Origin of the sequence: Photobacterium gaetbulicola, assembly GCF_003025515.1 — a bacterium.
Lineage (GTDB): Bacteria > Pseudomonadota > Gammaproteobacteria > Enterobacterales > Vibrionaceae > Photobacterium > Photobacterium gaetbulicola.
Window position 1 is genome coordinate 55,985 of the sequence record NZ_PYME01000029.1, and the last position, 16,796, is coordinate 72,780.

13 protein-coding genes and 1 pseudogene are annotated in these 16,796 nt (G+C 52.1%); 12 read left to right on the forward strand and 2 right to left on the reverse strand.

Annotation, left to right across the window (positions count from 1 at the left end; genetic code table 11):
• Positions 1 to 33: 33 nt before the first annotated feature.
• The 9 genes from C9J03_RS21255 to C9J03_RS21295 all read left to right on the forward strand — a co-directional run bounded on the left by C9J03_RS21255 (position 34) and on the right by C9J03_RS21295 (position 10,683).
• Positions 34 to 1,299 (forward strand): ABC transporter substrate-binding protein, encoded by a 1,266-nt coding sequence (locus C9J03_RS21255; protein WP_052829718.1) that lies wholly within the window; start codon positions 34 to 36, stop codon positions 1,297 to 1,299.
• The gene (locus C9J03_RS21260; protein ID WP_044622677.1) at positions 1,299 to 3,662 is read left to right on the forward strand and encodes an ATP-binding protein; all 2,364 of its coding nucleotides are present in this window, start codon (positions 1,299 to 1,301) and stop codon (positions 3,660 to 3,662) included. Before C9J03_RS21255 ends, C9J03_RS21260 begins: the two co-directional genes overlap by 1 nt.
• Positions 3,649 to 4,920, forward strand: coding sequence for a sigma-54-dependent transcriptional regulator (locus tag C9J03_RS21265; RefSeq protein ID WP_044622676.1), 1,272 nt, complete (start codon positions 3,649 to 3,651; stop codon positions 4,918 to 4,920). Before C9J03_RS21260 ends, C9J03_RS21265 begins: the two co-directional genes overlap by 14 nt.
• Positions 4,921 to 5,050: 130 nt before the next feature.
• The gene (gene rlmA / locus C9J03_RS21270) at positions 5,051 to 5,869 is read left to right on the forward strand and encodes a 23S rRNA (guanine(745)-N(1))-methyltransferase (RefSeq protein WP_044622675.1); all 819 of its coding nucleotides are present in this window, start codon (positions 5,051 to 5,053) and stop codon (positions 5,867 to 5,869) included.
• Positions 5,870 to 6,075: 206 nt separating this feature from the next.
• A complete protein-coding gene (locus C9J03_RS21275; protein ID WP_044622674.1) occupies positions 6,076 to 7,044 on the forward strand; it encodes a ChaN family lipoprotein in 969 nt (322 codons plus the stop codon).
• 455 nt (positions 7,045 to 7,499) lie between these two features.
• On the forward strand, positions 7,500 to 8,468 hold the full coding sequence (locus tag C9J03_RS21280; RefSeq protein WP_044624388.1) for an ABC transporter substrate-binding protein: 969 nt from the start codon (positions 7,500 to 7,502) through the stop codon (positions 8,466 to 8,468).
• Positions 8,469 to 8,546: 78 nt separating this feature from the next.
• Positions 8,547 to 9,485, forward strand: a complete 939-nt coding sequence (locus C9J03_RS21285; protein ID WP_044622673.1) for an ABC transporter permease — start codon at positions 8,547 to 8,549, stop codon at positions 9,483 to 9,485.
• A gap of 7 nt (positions 9,486 to 9,492) precedes the next feature.
• Positions 9,493 to 10,287 carry an ABC transporter ATP-binding protein gene (locus C9J03_RS21290; protein WP_044622672.1) on the forward strand — a complete coding sequence of 265 codons (795 nt, stop codon included), beginning with the start codon at positions 9,493 to 9,495 and terminating at the stop codon, positions 10,285 to 10,287.
• A gap of 93 nt (positions 10,288 to 10,380) precedes the next feature.
• Complete coding sequence (locus tag C9J03_RS21295) at positions 10,381 to 10,683, forward strand: DUF6172 family protein (RefSeq protein ID WP_044622671.1); 303 nt, start codon at positions 10,381 to 10,383, stop codon at positions 10,681 to 10,683.
• 70 nt (positions 10,684 to 10,753) lie between these two features.
• On the opposite strand, the gene yfbV is transcribed toward C9J03_RS21295, so the two are convergent.
• Positions 10,754 to 11,206: a terminus macrodomain insulation protein YfbV gene (yfbV, locus tag C9J03_RS21300; protein ID WP_044622670.1), complete on the reverse strand. Its 453-nt coding sequence runs from the start codon at positions 11,204 to 11,206 to the stop codon at positions 10,754 to 10,756.
• A 332-nt stretch (positions 11,207 to 11,538) separates the two neighbouring features.
• Between yfbV and C9J03_RS21305 the strand changes: the two genes are divergently transcribed.
• The 3 genes from C9J03_RS21305 (at position 11,539) to C9J03_RS21315 (ending at position 16,662) form a co-directional block, all read left to right on the forward strand.
• Positions 11,539 to 12,735 (forward strand): acetate kinase, encoded by a 1,197-nt coding sequence (locus tag C9J03_RS21305; protein ID WP_044622669.1) that lies wholly within the window; start codon positions 11,539 to 11,541, stop codon positions 12,733 to 12,735.
• Between the two features lie 166 nt (positions 12,736 to 12,901).
• Entirely contained in the window at positions 12,902 to 15,040 is a 2,139-nt protein-coding gene (gene pta / locus C9J03_RS21310; RefSeq protein WP_039463707.1) for a phosphate acetyltransferase, read from the forward strand.
• Between the two features lie 299 nt (positions 15,041 to 15,339).
• Entirely contained in the window at positions 15,340 to 16,662 is a 1,323-nt protein-coding gene (locus C9J03_RS21315) for an anaerobic C4-dicarboxylate transporter (protein ID WP_044622668.1), read from the forward strand.
• Positions 16,663 to 16,708: 46 nt separating this feature from the next.
• On the opposite strand, the pseudogene C9J03_RS27210 reads toward C9J03_RS21315, so the two are convergent.
• Positions 16,709 to 16,796 (reverse strand): annotated as a pseudogene (locus C9J03_RS27210) (group II intron maturase-specific domain-containing protein); the annotation flags it as partial.

The following is a 16,796-nucleotide window of genomic DNA, read 5'->3' on the forward strand; positions in this document are numbered from 1 at the left end:
ATACAAAGAGGCACTTTGGTTAGCTGATCACCGATGATGAAATTACTCTATGCCGTCATTTTGTTTCTCTCGCTCTCAAGTTGGGCCAAGCCGACCGATCAACTGATCATCCTGACCACTTTTACCGCTGAGTCGCTTCAGCCAATCTTGAAACAATTCAAGCAACAATACCCTGAGGTGCACTTCACCATCCTTCACCGCCGAGAGGCTTCAAGCTTGCGCCTGCTAAGCCATGACGACCATGATATCGATATCGTGATCTCCTCTTCACGTACCCTGTTTACCCCGCTGGTTGAAGAGGGGCGCTTACTGCCACTCAACGCGTTAAATTATGACTCAACCTTCCAGCAGCAGCGCTTTATGCAGGACTCTATTGCCAATGTCGCCATCTTCGGCTACTCCGGCTACGGCTTGATGTGGAACGACGATTACCTGGCAAAGCACCATCTCCCTTCCCCCGACAGCTGGGAGAGCCTGACCGATCCACGTTTCTTCCGCCATCTGGTCATGAGCAGCCCGGCCCGCTCAGGCACCACCCATATCATGGTCGAAAATATCCTCCAGCACTATGGCTGGAAGCACGGCTGGCAATTGCTGATGCAAATCGGTGGCAACCTTTCCTCGGTCTCGGCACGCAGCTACGGCGTCAAGAACAGCATTGCCCGCGGCTTGGTCGGCATTGGACCGATCATTGATAGCTATGCCTACGAAAGCCAGAAGCTATTCCCTTTTATCAACTTTACTTACCAGCCGAACAGCCCGCTGATGCCAAGCTATGTCGCCGCAGTGAAAAACATCAACCAGGCACAGCACAGTATTGAGTTCATTAAATTTTTGCTTTCCGATGATATCCAACAGACATTATCGACCAGCTCACTCAACAAATATGCCCTGCACCAGACCATGCGGCAGCCTTACGAGATAGCCGCCCTCGATCACCGATTGATGGAACAGCGCTCAACCTTAGTCAAACAACTGTTCGAGCAAAGTATCAACTACCAGTTGATCCGCCTCAACCAGGCCTGGCAGTTGATCCACAAAATCAAACAGCTCAACGGGCTTAGTTCCGAAGAGCAGCGCCAGTTCAACCTGGCTATTCGCTTGGCCTCGACCCCTCCGGTTTCCGAAACCCAATCACGCAACCCCATACTGCGCAATAGCCTCTCGTTGTCGAGAGGCGACATACCCACGGCCCAGCTAACCAAAAATTGGCGCACCATCATGACTGAACAGCTCGATCAGGCCATCCGTATCTGCGAACAGTTGCTCGAGAACCACGAGTCTAAGAGGAAGCGCTAATGTTGTTCGGCAATACCATCGGCAACCGCCTGATCGCCTCGATCGCGTTCATGGCCTTTTTGACCATCAGCGTCAGCCTGATCGCCATTATCAACTGGGAGAGCCTCGACGACCAAATCCAGGCAATGGTCAACAAAAACATGCCGACGCTGCGGGCCAGCTACCAGCTAGAACGCAATACCGCCGGTTTGCAAACAGCGCTCAACTTACTGAGCGACAATACCGATCCTGTCCTGCATGCGGACCTGAAGCAAAATATCAATACCAAGCTGGCCCAGATCAATGCCGCCATTGCCCAAACGGCCCGTTTGCAATTTCATGCGGCAATCAAGAACGAGCACGATGCTCTCTTCAATGACATCAAAGTCTACGCCGACCTGTTGTACCAGCGTAACACCCATCTCTATGCCTTGGCACAGACCGAAAACAATATTAAATGGCTGCATCAGGACATGATTGAAGAGCTCACCCCCATTCGGCAAGAAGTCGAATGGCAGCTCACCCGCATGCTCCCCAACGCCCTGGTATCCAGTACCATCAACGAAGTCATGACAGAGTTTTCGCTGTTGCAGGCCATCACGGTCAAAGAGAATGAACTGCATCAACTGGTGCAGGAAATCATCATGCAGCGACAGCAAAGGGATATCAGCAATGCCTTCTATTTCATCGGCTACAAAACCGAAGACATCAGCCAGATGAGCCAAAGTTTGAGCCACTACTCGTCGACAATCTCCTATCGGCAATTACTCGATGAACTGATCGACTTGGTCGAGCCAGGAGGGACGCTGGAAAAACAATTGCTCCATGACGACCACCTGTCGCAGCAAATTAGCCATTACCAGGAGCAAATTCAGGCCCAACTGGCCTACCAGGAAGAGCTGATCCAGACCATGGTTGAGCAAGAGGATGCCTCTTTGCATACCTTGAACGAGAAGACACGCCAGGCGATCGCCATCAGCAACCTAATTTTGCTTGGCACTATGGTCGTTACCCTCTTGCTGTCGGTGATGCTGTCGGTGTATCTGGTCGGCCAGGGGATTGTCAAACGGCTGAACCTGCTCTCTCAGGATCTCCTGGCGGTCGCCAATAACCAGCTTGATGCCAAGATCCAAGTTACGGGCAATGACGAAATCGGCCAACTCGGTGATAACTTGCGCCATTTCTGCCGCCAAATGCAAGAAATGCAACAGAGCAATGCCCTCAACCTGATCAACAATACCCAGGCCAGCATCATTACCTGCAGTCTCGAAGGGATGATTGAGTCGGTCAACCCCAGCGCCCTGAACCTGTTTGACAATATCGACATGCCACAGCACCGAGCAATATGGGAGCTGTTCAGCCCCGCCATGCATGTCCGGCTGCAGTCACTGTTCACCAGCAACAGCCCACTGTTTAGCCTGGGGGGCTGCAACTTAACCCTGAAACAAAATAAAACCGGCCAGGAGAACCTGTACCTTCGGTTAGATTTCCGTCTTTTCCAGCAAGGGCAACTGGACAAAGTGATCATCACCATGACAGACATCACCGAGCAGGAAAAGGCAGCCCGCTGGTTGGAAAAAATGGTCCGGGAAAAAACCCATACCCTCACCACCCGCAATCGCCAGCTCCAGCTGGAAATCGAGGATCGCAAACGTGTCGAGGCGGACTTGCGTGCCACCCAGGACGAGCTGATCCAAGCAGCAAAAATGGCGGTGGTCGGCCAGACCATGACCTCTCTGGCCCATGAGCTTAACCAGCCGCTCTCGGCCATCTCGACCCATATTTTTACCGCGAAACTGGCACTGGACAAGCAGCGCCTTGAGCAGCTGCCGGCTTCGCTGGCGAAGGTGGAAAGCCTCGCCACCCGGATGGGACGGATCATCGCCAGCCTCAAGAGCTTCGCCAAAAAGCAATCATCCGACAGCCCGATGAAGCCCATCGAGCTCAACACCTCGATCCAGCAAGCCATGATGATTGTCGAAAGCCGGGCCAGGGTACAGCAGACCGAGATCCGTAACCTGCTTACCGGCCCGTGCTATTGTTATGCCGATCAGGTCCAGCTCGAGCAGGTCTTGGTCAACCTGATGGTCAACAGCTGTGACGCGATCGCCGGCTGCGAACAACGAACCATTACCCTTGAATCCCTTGGCTGCCAGGCTGGTCGATGTCGCCTGGCCGTCAGCGATAGCGGCAACGGATTTTCCGCCGAAATCATCGAGAAACTATTTATCCCCTTTACCACAACAAAAGAGGTGGGTCTCGGCCTTGGGCTGAGTATCTGCCGTTCAATCATGAACCGCCTTGGTGGCGATATTTTCCTTGCCTCAAACCTGCAAGGCGGTGCCATGGTCGTGCTGGAGCTAGACAATTATGATAATGAATAATGATATCGAAGTACTAATCATTGATGATGACCATGATGTGTTGGACTCATACCAGCAACTACTTGAAATATCAGGCTTTAAAGTCAAAGCCATTACCGACCCAACACAGGCGACATCCTTGTTGCACAAAAACTGGCCCGGCGTTGTGGTGACAGACATGTATATGCCTGGGCTAAACGGTATGGATCTCCTGGAGTTCATCAAGAACCTCGACCCGGAGCTGCCTGTCATCATGATCACCGGGCATGGCGATATCCCGATGGCGGTTGATGCGGTAAGACGTGGTGCCCTCGACTTCCTGCAAAAACCGCTACAACCTGCCGAGCTGTTGGCACTGCTGGAAAAACACCTGCCCGCAAGGAAAGCCGTGATCGAACAGCGTGAGGCTATCGGCCAGTCCACCTGTGAGATACTGCTGGGAGAGAGTCCACTGATCGTCAAAGTCCGAGAGAAGGTCACCCAAATAGCCCTGACGTCGAAGGATGTCCTCATCGAAGGGGAGCGAGGTACAGGGCGTCATACCGTTGCCAGGCTGCTGCACCAGCATAGCCAAATGCACAAAGGGCCATTTGTCGCTATCCAGGGTGGCAATATTACCTGCACCCCCGACTTACAACGGGCAATGATCTCCGCCCGCAGCGGCAGTATCAGCCTTAGCGAACCTCAAGACATGCCTCTGGAAACGCAGCAATGGCTGTGTCGCTTCCTGCTGGAGCAAGAGCGGCAAAACAAGAAAGAAGTTCGGGTGCTTGCCATTACCGGCACTAACCCAGAAGCCTTGGTTGAGCAAGAAACCTTGCTACCGGAGCTGTTCTACTTCCTCAGCCAGATCCGTTTCCAGCTCCCGCCGCTGCGCCAGCGGGTGAGCGATATAGCGCCGCTATTCAAGTACTTCCTCAAGCAGAGCTGCCAGAAGCTGCACAAACCCGTTCCGGCTATCGACAAAGCCTATATCAACACCCTCAACCGCCATGAATGGAGCGGAAATGTACTCGAGCTGAAAAACGTGGCTGAACTCTATGCAATAGGTATTGTGAAACTGGCAGGACAAGATCGCACTAAGCCGCTGGAGCATATGAGCAGCCCGCTTGATGAACTGGTCGACAGCTATGAGAAACAGGTCATCGAAGACGCGTTGTACCTGTTTGCAGGCCGGATAAACGATGTCTCCAACTACCTGCAGGTCCCGCGCAAAAAGCTGTACCTGAGAATGAAAAAGCACAATCTGGACAAGGCAGAATACAAAGCCAAAAGCTAGCGATCGGCTAGCCCATATAAAGCCAGCATCAGCTGGCTTTATACATTTCCCCCTCTTATCCTCTGTTGGCTTGCAGCTAACCTGAGCAGGCGTTTACAATGCCCAAAACTCAACTAACCGGGTGATCCCAATGCCGTACCAATGCCCTCTCTGCCACCAACCGCTAACCCAACAGGATAATACGTGGAAGTGCGCCAGCAACCACCAGTTTGATCAGGCCAAGGAAGGGTATGTGAACCTAATGCCTGCACACCACAAGAGCTCGAAGAATCCCGGGGATAACAAAGAGATGATGCAGGCACGCCGCCTGTTCCTCAACGCCGGCCACTACGATCCGATGCGTCAAGTCGTGATCAACAAGCTAGAGCAATACCTACCTGACAATGCCGAGCAACTGCTGGATATCGGCTGTGGCGAAGGGTATTACACCTCTGGCTTTGCTGCCGCATTGGCAGATCATCCCGCCCTTGAGGTACATGGTTTGGATATTTCAAAAGTCGCGGTACGCTACGCAGCCAAGCGCTACCCCAACTGCCATTTCTGTGTCGCCTCCAGTCACCGACTCCCGTTTGCCGAGCACTCTCTTGATGGCATGGTGCGCATCTATGCCCCGTGCAAGGCGGAAGAGCTTAAGCGAACCATCAAAGCTGGCGGGATTATCGTCACAGTGACACCGGCCGCCCGCCACTTGTACCAACTCAAAGAACTGATCTACGACGGCGTGCGCCTTCATGATATGACACCAGAGAGCATTGATGGCTTTGAGCTTGTCGATCAAACCCAGCTCCATTACGACATGACACTGAACGGTGAGGAAGCAACGGCACTGATGCAGATGACCCCCTTCGCCTGGAAAACCAGTGACGCCGTGTGGCAGCAATTGGCACAAAGCGAACAGTTTTTCTGTGAAGCCGACTTTGCGATCAGGATTTACCAGCGACAGCCATAACCTTCTCTGAGTTCGACATAACCACCGCAAACAATAGCGATTATCAATTGCAATTGATAATCGCTATCAAGTCATCTATCATCACAGCTTCTATACTCATACCAGACTCAGCCATATTCTGACTCCCCCGCGAACAGATGGCCGGGTTGGTGTATCTTGTTTGCCGTGTATTTTCCCGGCTTTACTCAACCTGTGATTTGATTCCCATGAAGAAATGGCTCTCCCTCGGTCTCGCTAGCCTGATGTTTGGCTGCACTTCGCATACTGACGTTGCCGACATAAGTGATGCCGGCACGGCCGCCCGGTTATTGCCGACCATGTATGACTCGACTATTCAGTCTCCCCAAGGGCAGCCAATGACCCTTGACCAACTCGCCGAGGCGTTACAGGCGGCGGATATCGTGCTGGTTGGCGAATGGCACGGGCACCCCGGAGCCCACCTGATGCAAGCCCGCCTTTTTGCAGCCCTCTATCAGCACAACCCGAATATGGCCCTGTCGATGGAGCAGTTCACCCGCGACAAACAGCATGTGGTAAACCAATACCTTAACAATGAAATTGGTGAAAAAACCCTGATCAAGGAAGGCAAAGCCTGGCCGAACTACAGCAGTGATTACCGCCCCTTGGTTGAATTTGCCAAGATGAACCAGTTGGATGTAATTGCCGCCAATGCACCAAAATCTATTGTCCGCTGTATCGGCCAGCAAGGTGAGGGCTATTTGGCGTTATTACCGGCCATGGAACGGCGCTGGGTCGCCGAGCAGCTCACTCTGGGGAGCGATGCCTACCACGACAAGTTCAACGCTTCGATGCACCATGGCGATGAAGAGAAAACCAAGCGCCAGTTTGCCGCCCAGACAGCCTGGGATGACACTATGGCAGAAAGCATGGTTGACTACCTTGCCCTCCACCCCGGCAAGCAAATTATCCATGTGGCCGGACGGTTCCATGTCGCGGAAGGTTTAGGCACGGCGTCGAGGATCACAGCCCGCAACCCAGACTTAAATGTCATGATGGTAACGCCTGTAACAAAAAACACCGGGGTGGCAGAAGGATCGCCAGATTATACTTTTGAGGTCATGCCGCTACCGGCAGCTTATGTCGACCAAGACAAAATGGCTGCGGCAATGGCCGCGATTTACAGCAGGAATAAAGGACTGGAGTGCTATAAATAGCCCTTTCGGGAAAGAACTGACCCCACCGGCGGCCAAGCTTGTGGGGTCATTGGGAGAGATACAGCTGGTATCTCATAGAAGCAGTATGTCGTAACCGACCTGATCCAGACCTGAACACCTCCCAGCTGCAACCTGATCTGTAGCACAGATTTTCATAGCACTATCAGCATCGCCCAGCAGACTTTTCACCATGAGCCATGAAAATAACAATAAAGCAAAATTGTCTGTTTTTTAGCCAAGACGTAAACTAACTTGCCACCCCCAACCACACAAGCAATAAAGCTCAACTACATAGTTGCGATATGGCAGCATGATTGGCCACCACCATGTTACAATGATGTTAAATTTCATATATCCTTTTGATTGCCAATGCGATAAAACAATATGCCAATAAGCGGTTAGAAACCTTGATTGGAACAGCGCAAAGCAAAACACGGAGTGCATGAGAAATGGATATGAAAAACAATAAACTACTTACGGCTATCTGCATTGCCGCCTCGTTAACCATGACATCGGCCTCCGCCATGGCCGAGATGGCAAAAGTGGCGGTATCGCAAATTGTCGAGCACCCGGCCTTGGACGCCGCCCGCAATGGCTTGCTAGACGGCTTGAGGCAGAAAGGTTACGTCGAAGGTGAAAATTTGGAGTTCAGCTACCAGACTGCACAGGGTAACCCCGCCATTGCAGTTCAGATCGCCAAGCAGTTCGTTGGCGAGCGTCCCGACGTTCTGGTCGGGATCGCCACCCCAACCGCACAGGCCCTGGCCGCATCAACCCGCTCGATCCCTGTGGTTTTCACCGCGGTGACTGATCCGGTTGGTGCCAAGCTGGTCAAAGACATGGACAAACCTGCCCGCAATGTCACCGGCTTGTCCGACCTTTCCCCTGTCGCCCAGCACGTTGCCTTGATGCAGGAGCTGCTGCCTGAAATAAAAAGTATAGGGGTCGTGTTCAACCCGGGTGAAGCCAATGCCGTCGCCCTGGTGGAGCTGCTCCGTGCTGCCGCCGAGGACCGAGGACTTACCGTTGTCGAGGGGACGGCCCTGAAAAGCGCCGATGTCCAATCCGCCGCCCAAATTGTAGCGTCAAAAGCCGATGTGATTTATGCCCCGACCGATAACACCGTGGCCAGTGCCATCGATGGGCTGGTCAATGCCGCAAACCAAGCGAACACCCCCATTGTCGGCGCTTCGACCACCTACATTGCCAACGGTGCCTTAGCAGCCCTTGGCTTCGACTACTACCAAGTCGGTGTCCAAACGGCGGATTATGTCGATGCCTTGCTGAAGGGCAAAAAAGTGTCTGATCTTCCGGTAAAAGTCGCCAAGGGATCCGATTTAGCCCTCAACCAGAAAGCCGCCGACCTGCTGGGTATCACCTTCCCGAGCTCGGTGCTTGAGCGTGCCACGTCGATAGAGAAATAAGAGAAGCAGAGGCTAGTTCCTAGATCCTAGCCAACGGTTCTAGGTTCTTCACTACACATAAAGACAAGGAGAATAAGGATGTCTTTCTTTGCCTTTCTCGGGACGCTCGAGATCGGGTTGGTCTACGGCCTGGTTGCCCTCGGCGTCTACCTGACCTTCCGGATTCTGGACTTCCCCGATCTATCGGTTGATGGCAGCTTCCCGATGGGGGCGGCGGTGGCGGCAACAGCCATCATAGCCGGTTTCAATCCATGGGCGGCAACCTTACTGGCCATTGCCGCTGGCGGGCTGTGTGGCCTGGTAACCGCATTTCTCGCAGTACGCTGCGGGATCCTCCACCTGCTGGCCAGTATCCTGACCATGATTGCGGCTTTCTCCATCAATATCCGGATCATGGGCAGCCCCAACCTCTCACTGCTCGGTGAAGATACCTTGTTCACCCCGTTTGAATTGTTAGCGTTCGATTACGGGATGGACGAAGGCATCGTCCGCCTGGTCGTTGTAGTTGCCTTGGTCATCGCCAGTGCATGGTTCATCACCCGGCTACTGGCCAGCGATTTTGGCCTCGGCCTGCGGGCAACCGGGGTCAACAGCCGGATGGTGAGTGCTCAGGGCGGCAATACCGCCCTGTACACCTATTTCGGCCTTGCCTTATCCAACGGCTTGGTCGGCTTTGCCGGTGCCCTGTTTGCCCAAACCAACAGCTTCGCCGATGTGACCTCGGGTGTCGGTACCATAGTGGTAGGCCTTGCCGCTGTTATCCTTGGCCAAACCCTGCTACCCGGTCGCAAAATTTGGATAGCGGTTATCGCCGTGATCCTCGGCTCTATCCTATACCGCCTCGCCGTCGCCTTTGCCCTGAGCAGCGGCATGTTCGGCCTGCAAGCCTCGGATCTCAACCTGATCACCGCACTGCTGGTTGCCATCGCCCTGATTGCCCCACGCATGAAAGGACAGCTGACTCGCGGCAAGCAGAAAGCGTCCGTCGTCACCAACAAGGCCAAAGCAAGGGGTTGAGGTAAAGATGATTGAATTGAACAATATCCGTGTGACCTTCAACGAAGGCACTATTTTGGAAAATCAGGCGCTGAAAGGCGTTTCCCTCACGGTCCCCGAAAAGCAATTTGTCACCGTGATTGGCTCAAACGGCGCGGGGAAATCGACCTTGCTCGGCGCAGTCAGCGGCGAAACCCCGATGGTTGGCGGGCAAGTCCTGATAGACAATATCGATGTCACCCAGAAAAGCGTCTACCAGCGGGCTCAGTATGCCGCCAGGGTGTTCCAAGATCCGCTGGCTGGTACCTGCGGCTCACTCACCATCGAGGAAAACATGGCGCTGGCCTACCAGCGCGGCAGCAGCCGCAGCTGGAAACTGGCTCTGTCATCGAAACGCCGCCAGCTGTTCCAGGAGCGGATCAGCATCCTTGGCCTCGGGCTCGAGGATCGGCTCGGTGATAACATCGGGCTGTTATCCGGCGGCCAACGCCAAGCGGTCAGCTTGGTGATGGCAACACTCGCTGACAGTAAATTACTGCTGCTCGATGAGCACACCGCCGCGCTGGATCCCCGGATGGCAGCCTTCGTCCTGGCACTGACCAACAAAGTCGTGAAAGAGTTTGATCTCACTGTCATGATGGTCACCCACTCGATGAAAGATGCCCTGGCCTATGGCGAGCGCACCGTCATGCTACATCAGGGGGAAATCGTTCTTGATGTCGCTGGCGAGGAACGCAACCAGATGGGCGTCAAAGACTTATTGGAAATGTTCAGCAAGGTCCGCGGCGAAGAACTGGCTGATGATAGCCTGCTGCTGAACTAGTGCCAAAATTGCCATTCGCGACCGGCAGCAAATTAAAGTAAAATGCCCATCGTGCCCAGCATGTTCTGGGCCTTTTTGATTTTTAGGAAAACGATGAAAAAAACATTTGCTTTAACTCACCCAAAGAAAGCAGTTCCACGCGTTGTCGAAGCCGTCAAATACGAGGTAAAGAAGTACCTCAAGCGTGAACGTAACAAGTCCCTACCAGCAGGCGCTGACTACTGGGATTTCGACTGTAAATATGGTCACACCGAGCAGGAAGCAAAGGTTATCCACGTTAAAGAAATCAACAAGTGCATTGACGAAGCCGAATCTCTGGCGCTGACGTCTTTCTACTTGGAAATCTTGGCCAAGCCTGGTGTTCGCACCAAGCGCCAGGTTGAAGACGACGAGTGATCGCCGATTAAAAAAAAGTAGCCCTAGGCTACTTTTTTTGTAATCAACCCGCCCGCAAGCAACGACCGATTCAGAACCAACGCTCAAGCGAGCCTTTGTCCAGTTGCTTGAACGCCCGGTTTAGCACCTGGGCCAATTCTTTGTAGCGCGGGCGGCTCTTCAGCGGCTGCAGCGCATACCCTTCACTGACAATCTTGTCATGGATCTCACGGTACCAGCTCGCCAGCGACGGTGGCAAATCGGTCCGGCTGCGCTTGCCGAGCCACCACAGCCCCTGCAAGGGCATGCTCAAGGCGAACAGGGCGACAGTGATGGCCTGGGGCAAGGCGTCGTAATTATCGAAGGCCATCTGGCTCAACACGCTCATGACAGCAACGGCTGGCATCACCCGCATTGCGAATCGCGTGGCTTTGATATAACGCTGCTCGGGAAACAGCATGGCCAACTCTTTGCGCATTGGCCACGTGGCCATGTAATCCTGGCCATGACGGAAAGCTTGCCAAATCGAATGTTGTTGACTCATAAATCACCAAACTTCAAAAAAAACAGTAAAATTTAAAAACCAGCAATAACAAACTTGATTCAAATTAATTTTTTCTAAAAATCTTTTTGTTATATTGCACCACAATCGCTATCCTATGCACGCCTACATTTATTGTTGCCTGTAATCATCGTTCTGGCAACTGAAGGCGCTTCCAAGGATGGCCCAGGATCTGGGTAACACGATTCTACTTGATACGGATGTAGCACGATTTTGACCCTGACTAGACCGGCTTGTCGAAAAGTCGTCTATCCTATGGGTAATTTTTATTTCAGTTGAATATCAACTTTCAGACAGATTATAGGTAGTCACTCATGTCTAAGCTGGTTTTAGTTCTTAACTGCGGTAGTTCTTCTCTTAAGTTCGCTGTTGTTGACGCGGTATCAGGTGAAGAGCACCTGACAGGTCTTGCAGAATGTCTGCACCTTCCAGAAGCACGTATCAAGTGGAAACTTGACGGTAAACACGAAGCTCAACTAGGCGAAGGCGCTGCTCACGAAGAAGCGCTAGCGTTCATGGTAGACACTATTCTTGCTTCTAAGCCTGAACTAGCTGAAAACCTGGCCGCTATCGGTCACCGTGTTGTACACGGCGGTGAGCAGTTCACTAAGTCTGCGCTAATCGACGATGCAGTACTTAAAGGTATCGAAGACGCTGCGACTTTCGCACCGCTTCACAACCCAGCTCACATCATCGGTATCAAAGCAGCCCAGAAGTCTTTCCCAGCGCTGAAAAACGTTGCTGTATTCGACACTGCATTCCATACAACAATGCCAGAAGAAGCGTACCTATACGCACTACCGTACAACCTATACAAAGAGCACGGTATCCGTCGTTACGGCGCACACGGTACTTCTCACCTGTTCATCACTCGTGAAACAGCTGAGCGTCTAGGTAAACCTGAGAGCGAACTGAATATCATCAACTGCCACCTAGGTAACGGTGCATCTGTTTGTGCAATCAAGAACGGTCAGTCTGTAGATACGTCTATGGGTCTAACACCTCTTGAAGGCCTAGTGATGGGTACACGTTGTGGTGATCTTGACCCAGCTGTTATGTTCCACCTACATGACAAGCTAGGCATGAGCGTTGATGAAATCAACACTATGTTCACTAAAGAGTCTGGCCTACTAGGTCTGACTGGCGTAACGTCTGACTGTCGTTTCGTTGAAGACAACTACGGCGAGAAAGAAGAAGCAACTCGTGCAATGGACGTGTTCTGCCACCGTCTAGCTAAGTACGTTGCTGGTTACACTGCAACACTAGAAGGTCGTCTAGACGCTATCGTATTCACTGGTGGTATCGGTGAAAACTCTGCACCAATCCGTGAGATGGTTCTTAACCGCCTTGCTATCCTAGGTGTTGAAGTTGACAGTGAAGCAAACCTTAAAGCACGTTTCGGCGGCGAAGGTGTGATCACTACTGAAAACAGCCGTGTTCCTGCAATGGTTGTTTCAACTAACGAAGAACTAGTTATCGCTGAAGATACAGCTCGTCTAGCTGAAATCTAATCGGTCGAAACTGATTTCAACGGCTGGCCTAGGCCGGCCGTTTTTTCATGACTTATGACCTTAGGTCATGCTTTTTTGTGGTGCTGTCCAATACCGGTTCACCCATCGTTATTGCACAGCACTGTCGTGTTCAATAGTTGAGGAATCCATAGTGTCCCGTACTATTATGCTTGTTCCGGTTGGTGCCGGTGTTGGTCTTACTAGCGTAAGCCTTGGTGTGCTTCGTGCAATGGAGCGCAAAGGTGTTCGCGTTTCTTTCTTCAAGCCTATCGCTCAGCCACGCCACGGTGGTGATCAGCCAGATCTAACAACGAACATCATCGCTGCTAACAGCGATATGAAAGTGGCTGAACCTTTCTCTATGGCTTGTGCAGAAGAGCTTATCCGTAACGATAAGAGCGACGTACTGCTAGAAGACATCGTAGCCCGCTTCAAAGAAGCAACTGCTGACGCTGAAGTTGCGCTGATCGAAGGCCTTGTACCAACTCGCAAGCACCCGTTTGCTAACCAGATCAACTACGAAATTGCGAAAACGCTAGACGCGGAAATCGTATTCGTTGTTGCACCTGGTACTGACAACCCAGCTCAGCTTAAAGAGCGTATCGAAGTAGCATGTTCTAACTTCGGCGGTATCAAGAACAAGCAAATCGCCGGTGTTATCGTTAACAAGCTTAACGCACCTGTTGACGCTGAAGGCCGTACTCGCCCTGACCTATCTGAAATCTTCGACGACGCTGAAGCCACTGTACCTTCAAACGTTGAAGTGATGCAGGTATTCAACTCTAGCCCAATCCGAGTTCTTGGCTGTGCCCCTTGGAGCGCTGAGCTGATCGCGACACGTTCGACGGACATCGCTAAGCACCTGAACGCTGAAATCATCAACCAAGGTGAAATTGCTACTCGCCGTATCAAGAGCATCACGTTCTGTGCGCGTTCTATCCCGCACATGGTTGAGCACTTCCGCCCAGGCTCTCTGCTCGTGACTTCTGCAGACCGTCCAGACGTAATCGTTGCTGCATGTCTTGCGGCCATGAACGGCGTTGAAATCGGTGCCCTACTGCTGACAGGCGGCTACGAGCTACCTAAGCCAGTAATGGATCTTTGTGAGCGTGCTTTCGAAACAGGCCTGCCTGTTATGACTGCACAAGGTAACACTTGGCAGACTTCTCTGAACCTTCAGAGCTTCAGCCTAGAAGTCCCAGCTGACGATAAAGAGCGTGTTGAGCTAGTTAACGAATACATGGCTAGCCATGTTGACGGCCAGTGGATTGAGTCTCTAACTGAAGGTTCAACCAAAGAGCGTCGCCTAAGCCCACCTGCTTTCCGTTACGAACTAACTGAGCTTGCACGCAAAGCGGCTAAGCGTATCGTTCTTCCTGAAGGCGATGAGCCTCGTACCGTTAAAGCGGCAGCTATCTGTGCCGAGCGCGGCATTGCTGAGTGTGTCCTTCTTGGTAACCCAGAAGACATCAAACGTGTTGCTGAGCAGCAGGGCGTGACACTAGGTGCTGGCGTGACTATCATCAACTCTGATGAAGTTCGTGAAAACTACGTTGCTCGTCTTGTTGAGCTACGTGGCCACAAAGGCATGACTGACGTTGTTGCTCGTGAAAAACTTCAGGATTCTGTTTTCCTAGGCACTATGATGCTTGAAAACGACGAAGTTGACGGCCTGGTTTCAGGTGCGGTTCACACCACGGCGAACACTATCGTTCCTCCATTCCAGATCATCAAGACAGCACCAGATGCGTCAATCGTATCTTCTGTATTCTTCATGCTACTGCCTGATCAGGTACTGGTATACGGTGACTGTGCGATCAACCCAGATCCAACTGCTGAGCAGCTAGCAGAAATCGCTATCCAGTCTGCTGACTCTGCAAAAGCATTCGGCATCGAGCCTCGCGTAGCAATGATCTCTTACTCTACCGGTACGTCTGGTAAGGGTGCAGACGTTGAGAAAGTACGTGAAGCAACCAAGCTTGCTCAAGAGAAGCGTCCAGATCTCGTGATCGACGGTCCTCTTCAGTACGATGCTGCGATCATGGAAAACGTTGCTGCTTCTAAGGCACCTAACTCACCAGTAGCGGGTAAAGCGACTGTATTCGTATTCCCAGACCTAAACACGGGTAACACGACTTACAAAGCGGTACAGCGTTCTGCAGACCTAGTCTCTATCGGTCCAATGCTTCAGGGCATGCGCAAGCCAGTTAACGACCTGTCTCGTGGCGCACTAGTAGACGATATCGTATACACAGTTGCACTAACGGCGATCCAGGCAAAACAAGCTGACGACGCTAACAAGTAATCACAGTTACTTGCCTATCCTTCCAATGCCCCGCACTGCGGGGCATTTTTTTATTCTCATAAAATCATCACCTTACCTTATACCGTGAATAATCATTCCAAAAAATTTCACGCAACCAACATCATATGTTGACCCACTTCACAATAACCATATAAAGAATATGCCTATTCGTTAACGGAATGTATTTTCTGAATCTGTATACCACTTTTGGCGTAGTTGATGGTTTATAAACCTGTACAAGGACTTAGTGCAGAAGTTCTAGCACTTTTTATGTTATATGCAACAAGGATAATAAAATAATGTTCTGGATACACCTGTTATTATTACTAGCTGTCATTTTGATCGGCATACGTCACGGCGGTATTGCCTTCGGCCTTTTGGGGGGCCTCGGTGTCTCCGTGATGACATTCGTTTTTGGTATTGCGCCAGGCTCACCGCCTGTCGGCGTTATGCTTATCATCCTTGCGGTAGTTGCTGCCTCTGCCACCCTTGAGGCTACCGGTGGCCTCAAGCTACTGGTTAAGTTTGCCGAACGCCTGCTTCGCAAGCACCCTGAGCACGTGGTTTTCCTCGGCCCGATTTGTACCTACTCCCTAACAGTACTGGTAGGTACCGGCCACTCGGTTTACCCGCTACTGCCTGTTATCTACGATGTCGCTTACAAAAAAGGGATCCGTCCTGAGCGTCCGATGGCCATGGCCACCGTGGCGTCACAAATGGGTATCACTGCCAGCCCGATTGCCGCGGCAGCAGCCGTGGTCATGGCAACAGCGATGGATAACAACCTGGACATCAGTCTAATCAATGTTCTGATGGTCACCATCCCTGCCACCTTTGGCGGCCTGATGATCGCCTGTCTGTGGAGCCTGAAGCGTGGTAAGGATCTGGACAAGGATCCTGAATTCAAAGCCCGCCTACAAGATGAAGATTTCCGCAATAGCCTGGTTGACCCAGAGCAGGAAGGTTCTGCTGAGGAAGAAGCTGAGCATGAGCGTACCGCCAAGAAAGGCCTGACCGTGTTCCTGCTGGGTATCCTGGCGGTTGTCGGCATCGCCCTGTTTAGCAAGCAAGTACTGCCAGCAGGCGTTGGTATGTCGGTCGCTATCCAGTTTATGATGCTGTCGGTCGGTGCGGTAATCCTGCTGACCACCAAGATCTCGCCAAAGCGCATTGTACACAGCAACGTCTTCATTGCCGGTATGAGCGCGGTGATCACCATCTTTGGTATCGCCTGGTTCAGTGACACCATCATTGGTCACCATAAAGAGTACCTCGTTGGCCTAGTCAGCGGCATGGTTAACGTGTACCCATGGACCTTCGCCTTTGCCATGTTCTTCGTGTCCGTGTTCCTGAAAAGCCAAGCCGCGGTGCTGACTATCATGATGCCACTTGGCTTTGCGCTTGGCATCGATCCAGCGGTACTGATCGGTGTGCTGCCAGCTTGTTACGCTTACTTCTTCTTCCCGTTCTATCCTAGTGATCTGGCGGCTATTAGCTTCGACCGCTCGGGTACCACTGCAATCGGTAAGTACGTACTCAACCACAGCTTCATGATCCCAGGCTTCATCGGTGTGGGCTCAGCAACGATTATCGGTTACTTCATTTCGATGATGATCAACTGATCAAGTGAAAAATCGAGTAGGAGGAGGCCTCACGGCCTCCGTCCTCTCACACCACCGTACAAGCGTGGGTCGCATACGGCGGTTCCGAATATATTTTCAGTGACTCATACCCATCTCTCAATGAGTACATGCCC